Origin of the sequence: Dactylosporangium sp. CS-047395 (genome assembly GCF_050942185.1) — a bacterium.
Lineage (GTDB): Bacteria > Actinomycetota > Actinomycetes > Mycobacteriales > Micromonosporaceae > Dactylosporangium.
In genome coordinates this window covers 10,403,036-10,419,388 of sequence record NZ_CP192015.1, presented here as the reverse complement: position 1 = coordinate 10,419,388, position 16,353 = coordinate 10,403,036, and the positions used below count along the sequence as shown (strand labels likewise).

General features: G+C 71.8%; 19 protein-coding genes and 1 pseudogene. 9 read left to right on the top strand and 11 right to left on the bottom strand.

All coding sequences use genetic code 11. The annotated features are described in order from the left end of the window. Positions 1 to 29: 29 nt before the first annotated feature. Positions 30 to 665, top strand: a complete 636-nt coding sequence (locus ACQP00_RS48590) for a hypothetical protein (protein ID WP_433210676.1) — start codon at positions 30 to 32, stop codon at positions 663 to 665. Here the strand turns inward: ACQP00_RS48590 and ACQP00_RS48585 are convergent. Genes ACQP00_RS48585 through trpB form a run of 3 tightly spaced genes read right to left on the bottom strand, consistent with a single transcriptional unit; the run spans position 662 to position 3,285 of the window. Beyond that, positions 662 to 1,363 carry a GntR family transcriptional regulator gene (locus ACQP00_RS48585; protein WP_433210674.1) on the bottom strand — a complete coding sequence of 234 codons (702 nt, stop codon included), beginning with the start codon at positions 1,361 to 1,363 and terminating at the stop codon, positions 662 to 664. The genes ACQP00_RS48590 and ACQP00_RS48585 overlap by 4 nt on opposite strands. Positions 1,364 to 1,384: 21 nt before the next feature. Next, positions 1,385 to 2,092, bottom strand: a complete 708-nt coding sequence (gene trpA, locus ACQP00_RS48580) for a tryptophan synthase subunit alpha (protein ID WP_433210672.1) — start codon at positions 2,090 to 2,092, stop codon at positions 1,385 to 1,387. Continuing rightward, entirely contained in the window at positions 2,089 to 3,285 is a 1,197-nt protein-coding gene (trpB, locus tag ACQP00_RS48575) for a tryptophan synthase subunit beta (protein WP_433210670.1), read from the bottom strand. The genes trpA and trpB overlap by 4 nt, the downstream gene beginning before the upstream one ends. 79 nt (positions 3,286 to 3,364) lie before the next feature. Between trpB and ACQP00_RS48570 the strand changes: the two are divergent. Both ACQP00_RS48570 and ACQP00_RS48565 read left to right on the top strand, forming a co-directional pair. Further along, positions 3,365 to 4,084: pseudogene (locus ACQP00_RS48570) on the top strand (class I SAM-dependent methyltransferase); the annotation flags it as partial. Between the two features lie 163 nt (positions 4,085 to 4,247). Next, a complete protein-coding gene (locus ACQP00_RS48565) occupies positions 4,248 to 6,218 on the top strand; it encodes a thioredoxin domain-containing protein (protein ID WP_433210668.1) in 1,971 nt (656 codons plus the stop codon). Positions 6,219 to 6,222: 4 nt separating this feature from the next. Here ACQP00_RS48565 and ACQP00_RS48560 read toward each other — a convergent pair whose 3' ends face one another. From ACQP00_RS48560 to ACQP00_RS48550, 3 genes are all read right to left on the bottom strand, one after another. Beyond that, entirely contained in the window at positions 6,223 to 6,621 is a 399-nt protein-coding gene (locus tag ACQP00_RS48560) for a PPOX class F420-dependent oxidoreductase (RefSeq protein ID WP_433210666.1), read from the bottom strand. Between the two features lie 44 nt (positions 6,622 to 6,665). Then, positions 6,666 to 6,956: a hypothetical protein gene (locus tag ACQP00_RS48555; RefSeq protein WP_433210664.1), complete on the bottom strand. Its 291-nt coding sequence runs from the start codon at positions 6,954 to 6,956 to the stop codon at positions 6,666 to 6,668. Between the two features lie 103 nt (positions 6,957 to 7,059). Then, complete coding sequence (locus ACQP00_RS48550) at positions 7,060 to 7,335, bottom strand: hypothetical protein (protein WP_433210663.1); 276 nt, start codon at positions 7,333 to 7,335, stop codon at positions 7,060 to 7,062. A gap of 156 nt (positions 7,336 to 7,491) precedes the next feature. Between ACQP00_RS48550 and ACQP00_RS48545 the strand changes: the two genes are divergently transcribed. Both ACQP00_RS48545 and ACQP00_RS48540 read left to right on the top strand, forming a co-directional pair. Next, positions 7,492 to 8,055, top strand: a complete 564-nt coding sequence (locus tag ACQP00_RS48545) for an RNA polymerase sigma factor (protein WP_433210661.1) — start codon at positions 7,492 to 7,494, stop codon at positions 8,053 to 8,055. Beyond that, positions 8,042 to 8,920, top strand: coding sequence for a CU044_5270 family protein (locus ACQP00_RS48540; protein WP_433210659.1), 879 nt, complete (start codon positions 8,042 to 8,044; stop codon positions 8,918 to 8,920). The genes ACQP00_RS48545 and ACQP00_RS48540 overlap by 14 nt, the downstream gene beginning before the upstream one ends. Here the strand turns inward: ACQP00_RS48540 and ACQP00_RS48535 are convergent. The 4 genes from ACQP00_RS48535 to ACQP00_RS48520 form a co-directional block, all read right to left on the bottom strand. Next, complete coding sequence (locus tag ACQP00_RS48535; RefSeq protein ID WP_433210657.1) at positions 8,908 to 9,459, bottom strand: exonuclease domain-containing protein; 552 nt, start codon at positions 9,457 to 9,459, stop codon at positions 8,908 to 8,910. The two genes, ACQP00_RS48540 and ACQP00_RS48535, sit on opposite strands and share 13 nt — an antisense overlap. A gap of 16 nt (positions 9,460 to 9,475) precedes the next feature. Next, complete coding sequence (gene purE, locus ACQP00_RS48530; protein ID WP_433224289.1) at positions 9,476 to 9,967, bottom strand: 5-(carboxyamino)imidazole ribonucleotide mutase; 492 nt, start codon at positions 9,965 to 9,967, stop codon at positions 9,476 to 9,478. A gap of 29 nt (positions 9,968 to 9,996) precedes the next feature. Continuing rightward, entirely contained in the window at positions 9,997 to 11,127 is a 1,131-nt protein-coding gene (locus ACQP00_RS48525; protein WP_433210655.1) for a 5-(carboxyamino)imidazole ribonucleotide synthase, read from the bottom strand. A 231-nt stretch (positions 11,128 to 11,358) separates the two neighbouring features. Beyond that, on the bottom strand, positions 11,359 to 11,928 hold the full coding sequence (locus ACQP00_RS48520; RefSeq protein ID WP_433210653.1) for a hypothetical protein: 570 nt from the start codon (positions 11,926 to 11,928) through the stop codon (positions 11,359 to 11,361). A 129-nt stretch (positions 11,929 to 12,057) separates the two neighbouring features. On the opposite strand from ACQP00_RS48520, the gene ACQP00_RS48515 reads away from it, so the two are divergent. The 4 genes from ACQP00_RS48515 (at position 12,058) to ACQP00_RS48500 (ending at position 15,031) form a co-directional block, all read left to right on the top strand. Beyond that, positions 12,058 to 12,573, top strand: coding sequence for a toxin-antitoxin system HicB family antitoxin (locus tag ACQP00_RS48515; RefSeq protein ID WP_433210651.1), 516 nt, complete (start codon positions 12,058 to 12,060; stop codon positions 12,571 to 12,573). 76 nt (positions 12,574 to 12,649) lie between these two features. Further along, positions 12,650 to 13,510 (top strand): DUF4097 family beta strand repeat-containing protein, encoded by an 861-nt coding sequence (locus tag ACQP00_RS48510; protein WP_433210649.1) that lies wholly within the window; start codon positions 12,650 to 12,652, stop codon positions 13,508 to 13,510. Beyond that, positions 13,507 to 14,262: an ABC transporter ATP-binding protein gene (locus ACQP00_RS48505; RefSeq protein WP_433210647.1), complete on the top strand. Its 756-nt coding sequence runs from the start codon at positions 13,507 to 13,509 to the stop codon at positions 14,260 to 14,262. The genes ACQP00_RS48510 and ACQP00_RS48505 overlap by 4 nt, the downstream gene beginning before the upstream one ends. A gap of 10 nt (positions 14,263 to 14,272) precedes the next feature. Beyond that, positions 14,273 to 15,031 (top strand): ABC transporter permease, encoded by a 759-nt coding sequence (locus ACQP00_RS48500; protein WP_433210645.1) that lies wholly within the window; start codon positions 14,273 to 14,275, stop codon positions 15,029 to 15,031. Positions 15,032 to 15,110: 79 nt separating this feature from the next. Here the strand turns inward: ACQP00_RS48500 and ACQP00_RS48495 are convergent, their stop codons facing one another. Beyond that, complete coding sequence (locus ACQP00_RS48495) at positions 15,111 to 16,259, bottom strand: acyl-CoA dehydrogenase family protein (RefSeq protein WP_433210644.1); 1,149 nt, start codon at positions 16,257 to 16,259, stop codon at positions 15,111 to 15,113. Between the last annotated feature and the right edge of the window lie 94 nt (positions 16,260 to 16,353).

The window sequence follows — 16,353 nt, the reverse complement described above, 5'->3', positions numbered from 1 at the left end:
GAGGGCGTGTTGCCCTAGCGTCACCGAGTGTGAGCAGGCGGGGGATTGCCGGGGTTGCCGGGTTTGCGGTCGCTGCCGTTGGGGCGTTCGTGGTGCTCGATCGCTTCGGGGGGACCGAGCGGTTCGCCGATCTGCCGGGAGGCGTCGACGTACGGCTCGTCGGACGGTTCACGCCGCAGCAGGTGGAGCGGATCGGGGAGTTGCCCGAGGCTCAGGCGGTCGAGTGCGATGACACGCTGTTCGATGTCAGTGTGGCCACCGGGCGGATGCAGCTCGAGCAGGTGACGGTGCTGACGGCGGTGCGGAGTTCCGGGCTGCAGCGGGCCGCGTTGGTGCAGGGGCGCGCCGTGCAAGGGGACGCCGAAATGTTGGCGGTGGACGGGCGTGGGCTCAAGCTCGGCGAGCGGGTCACCGTCACGCGGAGCGGGCGTGGGGTTGCCGGGAGCGTGGTCGGCGTCGTCGCGCGGCCGTCGGGGCAGCCCGATGCCGTTGCCCTCCTGCCCGCCGGCGCCATCGCGCGGCTCGACGGGCGGGGCGGATGTGGGGAGCTGGCGATCCAGCTCAAGCGGCGCAGTCAGGCCACGGCGTTTCAGCGGGCGGCCAAAGGCGTGCTCGGCGGGGACCCGGTGGTGACGTACGACGAATCGCTCCGCGGACACGTCTAAAATCCGGACCAGGTCAGGGACAGCGCGGTAGCCGCGCGTTCCGCCTTGATCTCCATGGCCGAGCCCAGGATCACCGCGCGGTCCGAGACCACCGCGGTGTCGTCCAGCGTGTACGTGACCCTGGTGCTGATGAAGACGGGTGTGTTGGCGGGCTCGTGCAGGTACACCCGGGAAGGCTCGGGCAGCAGATCCGGCCGCACCGTCTCCGTGGCGCGGACGACCGGGACGCCGATCGAGGACAGGGCGGTGTAGAGGGCCGTCGTGGTGAAGTCGACGTCCGCGAGCGGGGCGGCGTGTGGGGGTGCGATCCAGGAGATCTGATGGATGGACGGGCGGCCGCGGAACTCGCGGACCCGTTCCAGGCGCAGGGAACCGTCGACCAGCGCGGCCGAGATGACCGTGGTCCGCACCTCGAAGCCCTGGTCGCGCAGGTCGTCGGTCAGGCTTCGCAGGGAACCGAGGCGGTAGGCCAGGTGGGGCGGCGACACGAAGGTGCCCCGCCCCGGCTGCTGGTCGATGAGGCCCTCGTCGCTGAGCTGGCGCAGGGCCTGGCGGAGGGTCATGAGCGTCACGCCGTACGCCGTGCTCAGCTCGCGCTGCGCCGGTAACGCGGTGCCAGGGGCGTAGAAGCCGCTGTGGATCTTCGCCGCCAGGTCGGTGGCGATGGCTCGGTAGCGGGGTTCGCCGTCCCGGGGCAAGCGTCCAGCCTCCTTGAGCAACTACATCGCCGACCGCAGCGAGCCCACGAACTCGGCGGCCTCCGCGGGGGTGGCGCCGTCGAGGATTCGGCGCATCACGGCCGCGCCGACCACGACGCCGTCGGCCAATTGTGCGGCCTCGGCGGCCTGGGGCGGGGTCGAGATGCCGAATCCTAGCAAGACCGGCAGCGAGGTCCGGGCCTTGAGGCGGGTGGCCAGGGACGAGGCCGAGGCGGCCAGCTCGGTGCGTTCACCGGTGGTGCCCATGACCGTCACGCCGTACACGAAATGCTTGCTGCGGCGGCCGATCTCGGTCAGGCGCGCGTCCGGGGTCGCGGGGGAGGCGAGCAGCACGAGGTCGATGTGCTCGGCGACCTCGGCGGACTCCTCGAGCGGCAGGTCGGGCACGATCAACGCGGTGAATCCGGCGGCCCGCAACCGGGCTCCGAAGGCCGCCGCGCCCGAGCGGATGACCAGGTTGGCGTAGGTCGAGGCGATCAGCGGTACCGGAACCGAGATCTCCGACAGATCGGCGAATATTCGATCCAGGGTCGCCCCGCGCGCGAGTGCCGCCGCGGTCGCCTCCTGGATCGTCGCCCCGTCCAGCGTGGGATCGGAGAACGGCAGCCCGACCTCGATGTACGAAGCGCCCGCCGCGGCGAACGCCGGCAGGTACGAGGTCCACGACGGCGTGATGCCGGCCGTGATGTACGGCATCAGCAGCTTCACAACGCCCCCCGCAACGATCCGAGATCCTTGTCGCCCCGCCCCGACACCGTGACGAGCACGGTCGAACCCGCCGGCAGCTCGCCCCGCATGACCCAGGCCAGGGCATGCGCCGACTCCAGGGCCGGGATGATGCCCTCGGTCCGCGCTAGGCGCATGGCCGCGTCGACGACCTCGGCGTCGGAGACCGTGACGTACCGCGCCCGCCCGAGGTCCCGCAGGTGCACGTGCTCCGGCCCGATGCCCGGATAGTCCAGGCCGGCCGCGATGGAGTGCGCCTCGGCGACCTGGCCGTCCTCGTCCTGCAGGAACATCGAGCGCACGCCGTGCAGGACGCCGAGGGAGCCGCTGCTCGCCCCCGCGCCGCCCTCGGCCTCGACGCCGATCAGCCGGGCCGGCGTGTCGACGAAGCCGGCGAAGGTGCCGGCCGCGTTCGAGCCGCCGCCCACGCACGCGACCACATAGTCGGGCACCGCGGCGCGCAGCTCGGTCGCGCACTGACGCCGCGCCTCGTCGCCGATGACGCGTTGGAATTCACGGACCATCCAGGGGTACGGCGCCGGGCCCAGCACCGAGCCCATGCAGTAGTGCGCCGTCGCGACCGCGCCCACCCAGTGCCGCATGGCCTCGCTGGTCGCGTCCTTGAGCGTCTGCGCGCCGGTGTGCACGGGCACGACCTCGGCGCCCAGCATGCGCATGCGGAAGACGTTGAGCTCCTGGCGCTCGATGTCCTTGGCGCCCATGAACACCGTCGCGTCGAGGCCGAACAGCGCGGCCGCGGTCGCCGTGGCCACGCCGTGCTGGCCGGCGCCGGTCTCGGCGATCAGCCGCGTCCGCCCCATGCGCTTGGCCAGCAGCGCCTGCCCGAGCACGTTGTTGATTTTGTGCGAGCCGGTGTGCGTCAGGTCCTCGCGCTTGAGCAGGACGGTCACCCCGAGCTCGGTGGACAGGCGCAGCGCGGGGGTGAGCGGCGTCGGCCGTCCCGCGTACGTCGCGAGCAAACGGTCGAGCTGCCCGCGGAACCCCGGGTCGGCCCACGCCTCGCGGAACGCGTCCTCGACCTCGCGGCAGGCGCCGTTGAGGGACTCGGGCACGTACCGCCCGCCGTACTCCCCGAACCGCCCCAGCGCGCCCGGGTCGCCCATGAGCGGCCCGCGCTCGACGTCGCGGCGCGGCCGGATGAGCAGCTCAGCCATGATGAGCCTCCACAGTTCTAGAACTGTCTACTGTTCTAGAACTGTGGCACGAAACGGGGCGCGTGTCCAGACTGACCGGGTGGCGATCATCGATTACGACACCCGGGCCGCGGCCGCGTTCGTGGCCGGTCGGCACCCGCAGGATGAAGGCCTCCGCGCGTGGCGCGAGCGCATCGCCCACCACCTGCGCCCCGACGCGCGGACGCGGATCCTCGACCTCGGCGCCGGCACCGGTCACTGGATGGCCGCCTTTCGCCGTTGGTACCGCCTGAGCCCCCACGGCCTCGACCCGTCCCCGGCCATGCGCGCGGCCGCGACGGAGCCGATCGGGGACGGAGACGCCGCGCACATCCCGCTCCCGGACGGGTCCCTGGACGCGGTCTGGCTCTCCACCGTCGTGCACCACATCCCCGACCTGCGCGCGGCCGCGGCCGAGATCAGGCGCGTGCTGCGCCCCGGCGGCCTGGTGCTGATCCGGTCCGTGTTCGCCGGCCGCCCCGACGGCGTCTCGCTGTTCCGCTACTTCCCCGAGGCCGCGGCCGTGCTCGACGCGCGGTATCCGTCGGCGGCGGAGGTGGCGGGATCGTTCGGTACCAGTGGATTCGTTGCCCTTGCTCTTGAACCGGTGCCGCAGGTCACCGCGCCGACCATGGCGGCCGTCCTGGGCAGTTTCGACCGGGCCGCCCACACGCCGTTGGTGCTGATCGACGACGACGCCTATGCGCGCGGCCTCGCCCGGCTCCGGGCCGCCGACCGGGCCGCGCCGGTGATCGACGCCCTCGACCTTCTCGTGCTGCGGGCCGGCCGCGAACCGCAGCACGTCGACGAGCGCCGCGGCCACACCGCGACGAACACCGCCGTCGGCCGCAGCAGGCGCCCCGCACATGCCATTCAGCGTGACGTCGCGTGGGTGCCGCGCTCATCCGCACATGTACGCAACCAGCCTGGGTAGCCTGACCCACATGGCCAACCGTCTCGCCGGGGCGACCTCGCCCTACCTGCAGCAGCACAAGGACAACCCGGTCGACTGGTGGCAGTGGTCGCCCGAGGCGTTCGAGGAGGCGCGCCGCCGCGACGTGCCGGTGCTCATCTCGGTCGGCTACGCCGCGTGCCACTGGTGCCACGTGATGGCCCACGAGTCCTTCGAGCACGAGGGCGTCGCGGCGGTGATCAACGATTTGACGGTACCGATCAAGGTCGACCGCGAGGAACGGCCCGACGTCGACGCGGTCTACATGACGGCCACCCAGGCGATGACGGGCCAGGGCGGCTGGCCGATGACGGTGTTCGCCACGCCCGACGGCGAGCCGTTCTACTGCGGCACCTACTTCCCGCGCGACGCGTTCGTGCGCCTCGTGCAGGCCGTGGCCGGCGCCTGGCACGAGCAGCGCGAGGGGGTCCTGCAGCAGAGCGCGGCGGTGGTCAAGGCGGTGCGCCAGGTCGCCGAGCGGCCGCCTTCCAACCCCTTGGACGCGTCGGTACTGCAAGCCGCCGCCACCACCCTCATGCAGACCTACGACGACCAGCACGGCGGCTTCGGCGGTGCGCCCAAGTTCCCGCCGCACATGGCCCTGCTGTTCCTGCTGCGGCACTACCAGCGCACGCGCGACGACGCGATCCTCGACGCGGTCCGCTTCACCTGCGAGCGGATGGCCCGCGGCGGCATGTACGACCAGCTTGCCGGCGGCTTCGCCCGGTACGCGGTGGACGGCACCTGGACCGTGCCGCACTTCGAGAAGATGCTCTACGACAACGCGCTGCTGCTGCGGGTGTACACCCACCTCGACCGCATCGCCGGCAGTGGCACCGGCCGCCGGGTGGCCGGCGAGATCGTCGCGTTCCTGGCTCAGGACCTCTACGACGGGCACGGCTTCATCTCCGCCCTCGACGCCGACGCGGACGGGGAGGAGGGCCTGACGTACGTCTGGACGCCCGCGCAGCTCGACGAGCTCCTCGGCGACGTGGACGGCGCGTGGGCGCGGTACCTGCTGCAGGTCACGCCGGAGGGCACCTTCGAGCACGGCGCCTCGGTGCTGCAGTTGCCCGAGGACCCGATGAACGTCGAGCGCTGGCACGACATCCGCGCCCGCCTCCTCGCCGCGCGCGCGAAGCGGCCGCAGCCCGCCCGGGACGGCAAGGTGGTCGCGGCCTGGAACGGCCTGGCGATCACGGGCCTGGTCGAGTACGGCAAGGCGTACGACGACCCCGACGCCATCTCCCTCGCCGTCGCGGTCGCCGAGTTCCTGGCCGGCACCCACCTCGTCGACGGCCGCCTGCGCCGCGTCTCCCGCGACGGCGTGGCCGGCGCGCCCGCGGGCGTCCTGGAGGACTACGGCGCGGTCGCGGAGGCGTTCTGCGCGGTCCACCAGGCCACCGGCGACGGCCGCTGGCTCGCGCTGGCCAAGGAGCTGCTGGACGTCGCGCTGGCGCACTTCCGCGACCCGGACTCGGGCGGGTTCTTCGACACCGCCGACGACGCCGAGACGCTCGTGGCCCGCCCCGCCGACATCACCGACAACGCGACGCCGTCCGGGCTTTCGGCGGTGTGCGCGGCGCTGGTGACGTACTCGGCGCTGACCGCCGACACCTCCTACCGCGAGGCGGCCGAGCGGGGCCTCGCGACGGTGGCCGTGGTGGCCGCGACGCACGGCCGGTTCACGGGCTATGCGTGCGCCGCGGGCGAGGCGCTGCACTCCGGCCCCTTCGAGATCGCGATCGCCACCCCCGACCCGGCCGACCCGCTCGTCGCGGCGGCGTGGTGGCACGCGCCGCCCGGGGCCGTGATCGTTGCCGGGGCGCCGGATGCTTCGGGTGTACCGCTCCTGGAGGGCCGCCCCCTGCGCGACGACGCGGCCACGGCGTACGTGTGCCGGGGTTTCGTGTGCGACGCGCCGGTGACGACCCTCGAGGACCTGGTGGCCAAGCTGGCCTGAGCGGTCAGTCGAGCGCCTTCGGCGGCCAGACGTGCCAGGAGGTGATCTCGACCACGGCCGTCACGCGCGGGCGCTCCCGGTTGGCGTACTCCTCGCCCGTGTAGTGCCTGGCGATCCGGTCGATGTCGGCCAGGTCCGGGTCGTCGCGCAGTTCGGCGACGGTGCCGGTCAGGGAGATGTGGGTGTACCAGTTCTCCTTGTCCAGCACCGTCAGGCTGACCCGCGGCTCCTCGCGCAGGTAGGCCAGGCGCTTCCGGCCCGCGTCCATGTTCACGAGGATGCGGCCCTCCTCGAAGACGTACCAGGTGGCCACGGAGACGGGCTGCCCGTCCTGCCGCACCGTGGCGATGACGGCCGGGTTGGGCTGGGCGAGCAGCCCCTGCAAACGCTCGGGAAGTGTCACCCGTCAACCGTACGGGACGGACCGACCATCCACTGTGGACGGCGTCAGCCGATGCGGTCGCGGAGCCAGGCGATCAGGGCCGGGTATTCGCTCAGCACCCGGTCCACGGCCGCGCCGCCGGGGCGCAGGAGGCGCTGTTCGGTGACGCAGGCGGCCTGTTCGGCCTGCAGCCGCTCGCCCTCGGCGGCGTTGCCGTTGGCCACGGCCCGGTTGAGCAGCCGGGCGTAGCAGGCGATGGCCTCCTCGATGAGCTCGAGGGCGGCGTCGTGACGCGCACTGTCGCGGCGGTTGTACTCGAACGACTCGACCCCGCCGACCGCCGAGTAATCGGACATCGATCCCCCTCACCGTCCAGTGTCGCGGTCACTGTACCGCTACGACACCGCTGCGTGGGGTCACCGTCGGGAGCCGGAAAGGCCTGACCTTTTCGATGCCTGCTCAGCGAACTGATCGACGGGCGTTGAAGACTCGCACAAGCCGGAGCAAGCGCGGCGCGACGGCGAGCACGACGCCGGCGAGGATGAGCAGCAACGTGACGGACGCCACTCCGGCCACGACGACGTTGCTGACCGCGCGGGCCGGCTCGCTCCCGGGCGCGTTGCCGGGCGGTGCGGCGGCGGCGGTCCCGAAGGCGAGCGCCGAGCCCACCGCGACGGCGCCGACCACCACGCGCGCCATCCACCGGCCGAGCTTGTCGCTTCGCTGCGCCGTCATGCCTTACCGCCCCTTGATCCGCTTGAACGCCTCCTCCCGATAACGGAAGAAACAGACAAAGGGTTGCGCTCGTGAACCCGTTCGGCCCCTTGCGCAGAGACATGTGCGGTACCACCGTCCGCGCTACACCGGGAGGAAGCCGATGGAACCGTGGTGATGACCGAGCCGGGCCCCGACGTCGGGGCCGACGACGCCGCGGCCGTGCGCGACCCGCGCCTCTTCGCGGTGCTCTACGACCGGTACGCCGCGCAGCTCTACCGGTACGCGCACCGCCGCATCGGCCCGGAGCAGGCCGAGGACGCCGTCGCCGAGACGTTCCTGGCCGCGTTCCAGCGCCGGCACCGCTACGACGCGGACCGGCCCAGCGCGCGGCCGTGGCTCTTCGGCATCCTGACCCGCGAGCTGGCCCGGCGGCATCGCGCGGAGAGCGCCCGCTACCGCGCCCTCGCGCGGGCCGGCCCCGACGACGTGCACCCGGCCTTCACCGACCGCGTCGACGCGGCGGTTTCGGCCCAGGCCCTGCACGGCCCGCTCGCCGGCGCCCTGGCCCGGCTGTCCCGGGGCGACCGCGACGTGCTGCTGCTCGTGGCGTGGGGCGACTGCAGCTACGAGGAGGTCGCCGAGACCCTCGGCATTCCGCTCGGCACCGTGCGCTCGCGCCTGCACCGCGCGCGCCGGCAGATCCGTGACGCTTTGGGGAGCATCGATGAACGAGCTTGACGTGCTGTACGACCTCGGCACCGCCCTGGACCCGGCAACCCCCGACCACGCGCCCGCGCGGCTGCGCCACCGGGTGCTGCACGCGGCCGGACCGACGACGCACCGTCCATGGAAGCGCCGCCTGGTCCTCGCCGGCGCCCTGGCCGCCGTGGTGACCGCCGCCCTGCTGGTCACGCAGGCCCTCGCACCCAACGGCAACGCCTCGGCGACGGCGGCGGAGGTCCTGCACGGCGCGGCCGCGGAGGCCCGGGCGCAGACGGCCCTCACACCACGCGACGACCAGTTCGTGTACATCGAGTCGCGCACCAAGGCCGCCGCCCTGATGCCCGGCGTCCGCGCGACGTTCCCGGAGGAACAGCGGACGGTCTGGCTCTCGGCCGACGGCTCCCGCCCAGGTCTGCTGCGCACCGAGAGCGGCGACCTCCCGCTGCCCAACGAACGCGGCTACCGCGCCGACCTGCCGACCGACACCGAGGTGATGCGCAAGTACCTCTACGACCACGCCTCCGGCGGCAACCCGCGCGACCAGCAGGCGTTCACCACCGCCGCCGACCTGATCCGCGAGGCCTACCTGTCACCGGCCGCTCTGGCCGCCGTCTTCGACGCGGTGGCGCGCATCCCCGGCGTGGACGTGGTCGGCGACGTCACCGACGACGCCGGGCGCCCGGGCGTGGCGGTCGCCCTGACCGAGGTGCAGGGCATGCGCACCGAGCTCATCTTCGACAAGGCGACCCACGCGTTCCTGGGCGTCCGCTCGGTGATGGTCCGCGACGACCCGACGAGCGGCCTGGTGCGCGGCGACATCTTCTCTTCCGCATCGGTACTCCGCACAGCCATCGTCGATCGCGCAGGTCAGACCCCGTAGGGGAACTGTCCGCGCTCGGCGAGGTGCAGGACCAGGGCGGCGATGTTCCAGGCGTCGTCGGCACCGTTGTGGTGCCGCCCCTCCAGGGGCAGGCCGGCCGTCTTCAGCGCGCCGGCCATGCCCTGGCGGCGCAGGCCGTGCGCCTCGGCGAAGGTGGCCTTGGCGTTGACGTGGACGGAGCCGAACGGGTACCGGACGGCCCCGACGCACTGCCGCTCGAACTGCTTGCGGTCGTAATCGCCCCAGCTCGCCCACGGCCGTGAGTCGGCGTGGTGTTCGCGCTTGAGCCGCTCGCACGCCGCGGCGAAGTCGAGGCCCGCGGCGGCCTCCTCGGCGGTGATGCCGGTCAGCTGCGTGCAGAACGGGCTGACCGTCGATCGCGCCGGCCGGACCATGATGCGGTCCCGGCCGACCCGCTCCCGCGCGTCCAGATCGACGACGCAGACGCCGATCTCGATGATCTCGTTGATCTGCCCGGGCGGCGGCGCGCCTTCCCAGCACGTCGCCTCGACATCGATCACGTTGAGCAGCCGTCCCATGGCCGCCCAGGGTAGGTCATTGCGCGGCGGGCTTCGCCTCAATTAGCGAGGCGGACAGCGCGGCGTCCTTCTCGGCGACCATGGCCCGCAGGGACTCCTGGAAGTCGCGGACCTTGGCCAGCAGCTCCGGGTTGGCCGCCGCGAGGATGCGCACCGCGAGCAGTCCCGCGTTGCGCGCACCGCCGATCGAGACGGTGGCGACGGGGATGCCGGCGGGCATCTGCACGATCGACATGAGCGAGTCAAGACCGTCAAGATGCTTCAACGGTACGGGTACGCCGATCACCGGCAGCGGCGTGGCCGACGCCACCATGCCCGGCAGGTGGGCCGCGCCGCCCGCGCCCGCGATGACGACCTTCAGGCCCCGGGCCACCGCCTCGCCGGCGTAGTCGAGCATGAGGTGCGGGGTGCGGTGGGCGGAGACGACGCGGACCTCGTAGCCGATCCCGAACTCGTCCAGCGCCTCGGCCGCCAGCCGCATGACCGGCCAGTCCGAGTCGCTGCCCATGATGACGCCGACCTCGATCACTGGCGCGCTCAATGCTGGTACCCCTCCTCGAGAATGCGAGCCGCCCGGCGGGCGCGCCGGCGGCAGTCGTCCAGGTCGTCCCCGAGCACCGTGACGTGCCCGATCTTGCGGCCGGGGCGGACCTGCTTGCCGTACAAGTGGACCTTGGCGGTTGGCTCTTCGGCGAACAGGTGGTGCAGGCGCTCGTCGATGGACATGCCGCCGTCCTCGCCGCCCAGCACGTTGGCCATGACGACGGCGGGCGCGGTGAGCCGGGTGTCGCCCATCGGGTAGTCGAGCACGGCCCGCAGGTGCTGCTCGAACTGCGACGTGCGGGCGCCCTCGATGGTCCAGTGCGCGGAGTTGTGCGGGCGCATCGCGAGCTCGTTGATGAGCAGCCGCCCGTCCGTGGTCTCGAACAGCTCGACGGCGAGGATGCCGACCGCGCCGAGCCCGGTCGCGATGTCGATGGCGAGGCGCTGGGCCCGCACCGCGACGTCCTCGTCCAGCCCGGGCGCGGGCGCGAGCACCTCGACGCAGATGCCGCCCTCCTGCACGGTTTCCACGATGGGGTACGCCGCGACCTGCCCCAACGGCGACCGCGCGACGACGGCGGCGAGCTCGCGGCGCAACGGCACCATTTCCTCGGCGATGACCTCGACCCCGGGCGGCACGTCGGCCATGGACTGCGCGACGAACACGCCGCGGCCGTCGTACCCGCCCGTCGCCGTCTTCACGATGATCGGCCAGCCGACCTCGTCCCCGAACGCCGCGACGTCGCCGTCGGTCCAGCGCGGCATCGGGAACCCGAGTTTCCCGAGGTGCTCGCGCATGACCCGCTTGTTCTGAGCGTACTGCAGCGCGTCCGCGCCCGGCAGCAGGTTGAACCCCTCGCCGGCGAGCTGCCGGATGAGCTCGCCCGGCACGTGCTCGTGGTCGAACGTGACGACGTCGCAGCCCTTGGCGAACTCCCGCAGCGCCTCGACGTCGTCGTGCCGCCCGATCTGGACGTCGGCGGCGACGAGGGCGGCCCCGTCGGTGGAGGAGACGGCGAGCACGCGCAGCGACTGGCCGAGGGCGATGGCCGCCTGGTGGGTCATCCGGGCCAGCTGCCCCCCGCCCACCATGCCGACGACGGGAAGTCCGGTTCGGGTGTCCATAGGCTGGCCAGCCTATCCTCCGCGCCGGGGAGGCTTCCTTGGGCACCGTTGGATACCTGGTCGTGTGCTCTGGCAGCGGAGGCTCAGCGCTGTATGGGCGCCCTGGCAGCGGGGTTTACCGTTGGATGTCCTGAAGAGCAGTGGGGGAGCTCCGCTCCACCCACACCCCCTCAAAACCGCACCGGGTCCTATTGCAGCGGCAGGTCATGCTGCAGCATGACCTGCGGCGCGCTAGACGGCGGGGCCTCGCTTGCGCAGCTCATCTACGGACTCCATGGCCTCGCGGAGCTCGGTCAGCCAGGTGTCGGCGTGCTGGCCGACGAGCGCGACGCACCAGGCCAGCGCCTCCGAGCGCGACCGCGCCACGCCCGAGTCGACAAGCGTGTCGAGCACCTGCCGCTCGGCCTGCCGCAGCCGCGTCATGACCGGCGCTGAGTGGGTGGTGAACAGCTCCCGGACGTCGCCGACCTGGACGCCCCAGGCGACCTTGCGGCGGTAGCGGCGTTCGAGCTGCTGGGCGATGCCGATTCGCTGGTCGCGCGTCGTTTCGCGGAAGCCGGCGATACGGCCCTGTTCGGCGGCGGTCTTGTCGGCGTCGGTGGAGTCCTCGGGCAGGGTGGGCTCGCTCAGGCGGCCCACGATCAGGATCTCGTCGCGGTCGATGGTCACCTCGGCCGGGCCCTGGAACCAGGTCTCCGGCAGTGCGCCGCCGATCCAGGCGGTCGCGTCGTCGGCCGGCGGGGGCTCGCTGCGCGGGCCGCCGCCACGGCCCCAGGGGGCGTCTCCTCGTCGCATCATCATGCTTACACGATTACACCGTTACAGGCTTACAGCTATAAAAGTGCCTACGCCGACAGCGGAATCCGAAAGTGGTGTCATGTGGTGTCACTTCCTCTTGTGTTGACACCACGGTGGTGCTAACTTGGTGTCATGGACATCGACCGGTACGTCTCCGAACTCCAGACGCAGCTCGCCGCGGCGGCGGAGATCGGGGACCCCGAGGCCCGCACGGTCGCTGAGCGGCTGAGCGGGGCGCTCGAAGCGGCCACCCGGCTGACGGTGCTGAACGTGCTCAGCGACGTGGCCAGCGAGATCACCCGGGAGATCGCGCCCGGTTCGGTCGATCTGGTGCTCCGCGGACGCGACCCGCACCTCGTGGTGTCACGGGCCGCCGAGCCGGTCGCCGCACCCGCTCCCGCCGCCCCGGCCACTGCGGCCGCGGCGCCCGAGCCGGGTGACGACACCGTCACCTCCCGCACCACGCTGCGGCTGCCCGACCGGCTCAAGGCCCGGGCCGAGCAGGCCGCGGCCGAGGAGGGGGTGTCGGTGAACACCTGGTTCGTCCGCGCGATCGCCGCCGCGCTCGACCCGGAGACGCCCCGCGCCGCCCCGCCGCGGCGCCCGAGCAGCACCAAGGGCGACAGCTTCATCGGCTGGGCCCGCTAACACTCCGCTTTCATCCAGTCCTCGAAGTCCCGGCGTCCGCGGCGGGGCTGACTCGCCATGCCCTCTGGAGGTCATCATGCCCAGCTACGACGTTTCCGGCCCGATCGACCTGGACGTCAACGTCGGCGTCGCCCTCGTCGACATCGTCGCCTCCGACACCACCGAGGTGGTCGTCGAGATCGTCCCGACCAATCCCGGCCGCGGCGGCGACGAGTCGCTCGCCCGCCAGGCCACCGTGTCGTTCGACGGCGGGCGGGTGCGGGTGAAGGTACCGCGCCGCCTCAACCTCTTCGGCAAGGGCGACTCCGTCGACGTGCGCTGCGAGGTCCCGACCGGCTCACGGGTCACGGTCGAGAACGCCTACGGCTCGGTCCGGGCCCGCGGCGTGCTCGGCGACACCCGGATCGTGGCCAAGTACGGCGGCGTCACCGCCGACACGGTGGCGGACCTCGTGCTCGACGCGCCGTACGGCAGCACGGACATCGCCGAGGTGACCGGCCGGCTCAACGTCGTCGCCGGCCACGGTGCCCTGCGCATCGGCCACGTCCACGGCGACGCCAAGCTGCGCGCCTCGCACGGCAGCCTCGAGCTCGGCACCGCCGCCGGGCACGTGGAGGCGGCCACCTCGGGCGCGCTGACCATCGACCGGGCGCTGGGCGACGTGACCGCCCGCAGCGCGCACGGTGCCATCCGCCTCCGCGAGGTCGGCGGCGGCGCGATCCGGCTCGACAACGGCTACGCGGACATCGAGGTCGGCGTCCCGGCCGGCGTCGCCGCGTGGATCGACGCCAGCTCGGCCAACGGCCGCGTGCTGAGCGAGCTCCAGCCCGACCCCGAGGCCGCCACCAGCGACCGCACGGTCGAGCTCCACCTGCACAACAACTACGGCAACGTCAGCATCCGCCGCATCAGTCCCCGGAAGGACGCCTCGTCATGAGCAACAGCGCGATCCAGGTGTACGGCCTGGAGAAGTCCTACGGCACGACGCCCGTCCTGCGCGGCGTGGAGTTCGAAATCACCGCCGGTACAATATTCGCCTTGCTCGGTTCCAACGGCGCCGGCAAAACCACCGTCGTGCGCATCCTGTCCACGCTGCTGCGCGCCGACGCCGGAACGAGCACTGTCAACGGTTTCGACGTCGCGACGCAGCCCGCGAAGGTGCGCGAGTCGATCAGCCTCACCGGCCAGTTCGCGGCCGTGGACGAGATCCTCACGGGCCGCGAGAACCTGATGCTCATCGCCCGGCTGCGGCACCTGAAGAACCCCGGCCGGATCGCGGACGACCTGCTGGCCCGCTTCTCGCTCACGGACGCGGGCGGTCGGAAGGTCGCGACGTACTCCGGTGGCATGCGTCGCCGCCTGGACCTCGCGATGAGCCTCATCGGCGACCCGCCGGTCGTGTTCCTCGACGAGCCGACCACGGGCCTCGACCCGCAGGCGCGCATCGAGGTGTGGCACGCCGTGCGGGAACTGGCCGGGCGCGGGACCACGGTGCTGCTGACGACGCAGTACCTCGACGAGGCCGAGCAACTCGCCGACCGCATCGCGATCCTGCACGAGGGCCGCATCCTCGTGAACGGCACCCTCACCGAGCTCAAGCAGCTGCTCCCGCCGGCCAAGGTCGAGTACGTCGAGAAGCAGCCAACGCTGGAAGACGTGTTCCTCACCCTCGTCGCCACGAACAAGTAAAGGAACGACGATGTCTCACTTCCTCGGCGACACCGCCACCCTGACCCGGCGCTCCCTGAGCCACATCGCCCGCAGCATGGACACCATCATCACCACGACGATCATGCCGATCGCCTTCATGCTGCTGTTCGTCTACGTCTTCGGCGGCGCGATCAACTCGGGCTCCGACAATTACGTGCAGTACCTGCTGCCGGGCATCCTGCTCATCACGATCGCGTCCGGCATCTCGTACACCGCGTTCCGCCTGTTCCAGGACATGCAGAGCGGCATCTTCGAACGCTTCCAGTCGATGCCGATCACCCGCTCGTCGGTGCTGTGGGCGCACGTGCTCACCTCGCTGGTCGCCAACCTGGTCTCCGTCGTGGTGGTCGTGCTGGTCGCCCTGCTCATGGGCTTCCGCACCGGCGCAAGCCCGCTGGCCTGGCTGGCCGTGCTCGGCATCCTGCTGCTGTTCACCCTGGCCCTGACCTGGATCGCCGTCCTGCCGGGCCTGACCGCCAAGTCGATCGACGGGGCGAGCGCCTTCTCCTACCCGCTGATCTTCCTGCCGTTCATCAGCTCGGCCTTCGTCCCCACCGCGAGCATGCCGGGCCCGGTGCGCGCCTTCGCCGACAACCAGCCGGTGACGTCCATCGTGAACGCGGTCCGGCACCTGTTCGAACAGCAGCCGGTCGGCACCGACATCTGGGTCGCCCTCGGCTGGTGCGTGGGCATCCTGGTGGTCGCGTACGCCTTCGCGATGCGGGTGTACCGCCGCAAGATCTCCTGACCGTCAGCATCTCCTGACCGTCAGCTCCAACAGCGACGAGGCCCACACCGTGGGCCTCGTCGACTGTGTGTGCGCAAGCTCAGCCCTTGAGGAGCTGGCGGGCCATCACGATCCGCTGGACCTGGTTGGTGCCCTCGTAGATCTGGGTGATCTTCGCGTCGCGCATCATGCGCTCCAGCGGGAAGTCCTTGGTGTAGCCGTAGCCGCCCAGGAGCTGGACCGCGTCCGTGGTGATGGACATGGCGGCGTCCGAGGCGAAGCACTTCGCCGCCGCGCCGAAGTAGGTCAGGTCGGCGTCGCCGCGTTCGGACTTGGCCGCGGCGGTGTAGGTGAGCTGGCGGGCCGCCTCCAGCTTCATGCCCATGTCGGCCAGCATGAACTGGATGCCCTGGAAGTCGGCGATGGCCTTGCCGAACTGCTTGCGCTCCTGGACGTAGCCGAGCGCGAAGTCCAGGGCGCCCTGCGCGATGCCCAGGGCCTGGGCGGCGATCGTCACGCGGGTGTGGTCCAGGGTGCGCATGGCGGTGCCGAAGCCGGTGCCGGGGTCGCCGATGATGCGGTCGGCCGGGATGCGGACGTTGTCGAGGTATACCTCGCGGGTCGGGCTGCCCTTGATGCCGAGTTTCTTCTCGGGTGCGCCGAAGCTCACACCAGGGTCCGACTTCTCGACCACGAAGGCGGAGATGCCGCGGGAGCGGGCGGCGGGGTCGGTGACGGCGAACACCGTGTAGTACTCGCTGACGCCCGCGTTGGTGATCCAGCGCTTGACGCCGTTGAGGACCCAGGTGTCGCCGTCGAGTTCGGCGCGGGTCTTCATGCCGGCGGCGTCGCTGCCCGCCTCGGGCTCGGAGAGGCAGTAGGAGAACATGGCGTCGCCCGCGGCCACCGGGGTGAGGTAGCGCTGCTTCAGGGACTCGGACCCGGCCAGGATGAGGGGCATGGTGCCGAGCTTGTTCACGGCGGGGATGAGGGAGGACGACGCGCAGGCGCGGGCGACCTCCTCGATGACGATGGCGGTGGCCAGGGCGTCCGCGCCGGCGCCGCCGTACTCGGCGGGGATGTGCGGGGCGTGGAAGTCCGAGGCGCGCAGCGCGTCGTAGGACGCCTGGGGGAACTCGCTGGTTTCGTCCGCAGCCGCGGCGTTCGGTGCCACCTTTCCGTCACACACGGCGCGCACCGCCTCACGGACCGCGACGTGCTCCTCGGGCAGCGAATAGGCCTCGAACATGGCAAACCCCCTTGTCACAGCGGTACTGAACCGCCGTTCAGCGGTCCGCCGCTGTGAGCATACCGACGAGTAACGAAACAGCCGGAGGCACCAC

What these genes read in the sequence shown, in the direction of transcription:
- purE (WP_433224289.1), bottom strand. Translation starts at nt 9,967, where the DNA reads ATGGGCAGCGACTCGGACTGGCCGGTCATGCGGCTGGCGGCCGAGGCG.
- ACQP00_RS48545 (WP_433210661.1), top strand. Translation starts at nt 7,492, where the DNA reads ATGACCGAGCCGGGCCCCGACGTCGGGGCCGACGACGCCGCGGCCGTG.
- ACQP00_RS48505 (WP_433210647.1), top strand. Translation starts at nt 13,507, where the DNA reads ATGAGCAACAGCGCGATCCAGGTGTACGGCCTGGAGAAGTCCTACGGC.
- ACQP00_RS48525 (WP_433210655.1), bottom strand. Translation starts at nt 11,127, where the DNA reads ATGGACACCCGAACCGGACTTCCCGTCGTCGGCATGGTGGGCGGGGGG.
- ACQP00_RS48555 (WP_433210664.1), bottom strand. Translation starts at nt 6,956, where the DNA reads ATGTCCGATTACTCGGCGGTCGGCGGGGTCGAGTCGTTCGAGTACAAC.
- ACQP00_RS48565 (WP_433210668.1), top strand. Translation starts at nt 4,248, where the DNA reads ATGGCCAACCGTCTCGCCGGGGCGACCTCGCCCTACCTGCAGCAGCAC.
- ACQP00_RS48515 (WP_433210651.1), top strand. Translation starts at nt 12,058, where the DNA reads ATGGACATCGACCGGTACGTCTCCGAACTCCAGACGCAGCTCGCCGCG.
- ACQP00_RS48520 (WP_433210653.1), bottom strand. Translation starts at nt 11,928, where the DNA reads ATGATGATGCGACGAGGAGACGCCCCCTGGGGCCGTGGCGGCGGCCCG.
- ACQP00_RS48510 (WP_433210649.1), top strand. Translation starts at nt 12,650, where the DNA reads ATGCCCAGCTACGACGTTTCCGGCCCGATCGACCTGGACGTCAACGTC.
- ACQP00_RS48550 (WP_433210663.1), bottom strand. Translation starts at nt 7,335, where the DNA reads ATGACGGCGCAGCGAAGCGACAAGCTCGGCCGGTGGATGGCGCGCGTG.
- ACQP00_RS48500 (WP_433210645.1), top strand. Translation starts at nt 14,273, where the DNA reads ATGTCTCACTTCCTCGGCGACACCGCCACCCTGACCCGGCGCTCCCTG.
- ACQP00_RS48495 (WP_433210644.1), bottom strand. Translation starts at nt 16,259, where the DNA reads ATGTTCGAGGCCTATTCGCTGCCCGAGGAGCACGTCGCGGTCCGTGAG.
- ACQP00_RS48540 (WP_433210659.1), top strand. Translation starts at nt 8,042, where the DNA reads ATGAACGAGCTTGACGTGCTGTACGACCTCGGCACCGCCCTGGACCCG.
- ACQP00_RS48535 (WP_433210657.1), bottom strand. Translation starts at nt 9,459, where the DNA reads ATGGGACGGCTGCTCAACGTGATCGATGTCGAGGCGACGTGCTGGGAA.
- trpB (WP_433210670.1), bottom strand. Translation starts at nt 3,285, where the DNA reads ATGGCTGAGCTGCTCATCCGGCCGCGCCGCGACGTCGAGCGCGGGCCG.